Source organism: Curtobacterium sp. PhB146 (assembly GCF_004342995.1).
Taxonomy (GTDB): domain Bacteria; phylum Actinomycetota; class Actinomycetes; order Actinomycetales; family Microbacteriaceae; genus Curtobacterium.
On record NZ_SMBN01000020.1, the window covers coordinates 1 to 1573 of the forward strand.

General features: G+C 66.2%; 2 protein-coding genes. One reads left to right on the top strand and one right to left on the bottom strand.

Translation table 11 applies throughout. The features are described from left to right. Positions 1-342 (top strand): MarR family transcriptional regulator (locus EDF33_RS19975; RefSeq protein ID WP_132100995.1); only part of this gene is annotated, 342 nt, incomplete at its 5' end. 411 nt (positions 343-753) lie between these two features. On the opposite strand, the gene EDF33_RS20345 is transcribed toward EDF33_RS19975, so the two are convergent. Next, the gene (locus EDF33_RS20345) at positions 754-1119 is read right to left on the bottom strand and encodes a winged helix-turn-helix domain-containing protein (protein WP_131847781.1); all 366 of its coding nucleotides are present in this window, start codon (positions 1117-1119) and stop codon (positions 754-756) included. Positions 1120-1573 lie beyond the last annotated feature (454 nt).

Genomic DNA, 1573 nt, shown 5'->3' on the forward strand with positions numbered 1-1573 from the left:
GACCTGAACCCGGTCGACCTCCGCGCGCTGAAGTTCCTCGGAGCGGTCGACGACGACCGCACGCCGAAGGAACTCGGCGGGTACCTGGAGATGGGAACGGGAGCCGTCACCGCGTTGCTCGACCGTCTGACCAAACGAGGTCTACTCGATCGGGTCCGCAACCCGGACGATCGCCGGAGCGTGCGGATCGAGCTGAGTGCCGACGGCTTCGCGGTGGTCGGCGCACTTCGCTCGGCCTACCGGCAAGCGCTCGAGAAATCGCTTCCTGTCGAGAACGTCAACGTCTTCATCCACTTCACCGAACGCATCTCGCTAGCATTCCGTGAGGACAGCGTCAACTGAACGACACCCCGACGGCAAGCACTCCACCGCCGCCTGAAGCTCGGCATGAACGGACAATGACGTCGAGCTTGGTTGGAACCTCTACCCCAGGACCGCGGAAAAGCAGCGGGCTCCCCGACAGCGCACCCACCTCTGCCCCGCAGCAGAACGCACCGGAAGCCGCCTGAACGTCGGCGGTCAGATCATTTCGGCGGTGACCAGCTACGGCCGAAAGCGCGCATCGACACGACACCCCGATCCGCGTCCGTCACCGCTCCCGTCGACGTCTCGGTACCGAAATCGCCCGCTGGAGAGGAGTAGGTGCCGGGGTGTCGTCCCGGAAACACCCGGTCGGGCGTCCCGCATTGCCGGAAGGGGGCCAGTGTGCCGTTGGCGAGCAAGCTCTACCGGACGGCATCCCACCCCACTTGCCTACGCCGTGGGCACCCGTGCCGTCACTGACGGCAGCGATGGTCGGTCGTCAGGTGCGGTGAAGAAGTCGCGGTAGCGGACGGCGCCGGCGATGAAGTAGCCGTCACCGGGCACCGACCGCACCACACCGTCGGCGATCAGTGCCCGGTACGCGTTCAGGATCGTGTGGATGCTCAACCCGGACGTTGCTGCCGCGACTCGGTACGGCGGCAACTGATCACCCTCCAAAAGGACGCCATCAGCGATGGCGTCCCGGACGAGCTGCTCCACTCGTTCCTGCAACGACCACCCCGACCGACGATCAGACGACAGCACCACCCGGAACCTCCCTACCGCGCTCACGCCGGCAGGATGCTCATGGCGCATTGGGGCGTCCCTTGTCTGTGAGAAGCGCGGGGCGAGACACCGGATCAGGTAGCAGCCCACCCCGCTGAGAGCGGGAACCACCCAGCTGCTGTCCACAGTCTGCCTCAACCATGCCCTCGTACCGTGCAGTCGATGACGAAGCCCTCACCGCGCCGCCAGAAGCCCGCCCGGGAGCCTGCGCATGCGTTGGTGGCAGTGGGCGCTCATCGGTGCCCTCACTACCGGTACCGCCACGCTGGTCGTCGCAGCGCTGCTGAAGTGACCCCGCTCAGTGCGGTCCGCGGGACGTTGGTGGTTCCCGGGAGCGACGCAATGTTCGGGTCATCCCGCCACCCCGGGATAGCGCACTCCCCCACCAACCTCAAGGCAGGAAAGGCAAGTCTCTCGAACGGGAAACGAGTGTCACGCAAGCATCACTGCCGCGGAGCGCTCCACACAGCATAGGACCGACGTG

Bases quoted from the DNA above. Each gene is read 5' to 3' on its own strand.
- EDF33_RS20345 (WP_131847781.1), bottom strand. From the start codon at position 1,119: ATGCGCCATGAGCATCCTGCCGGCGTGAGCGCGGTAGGGAGGTTCCGG.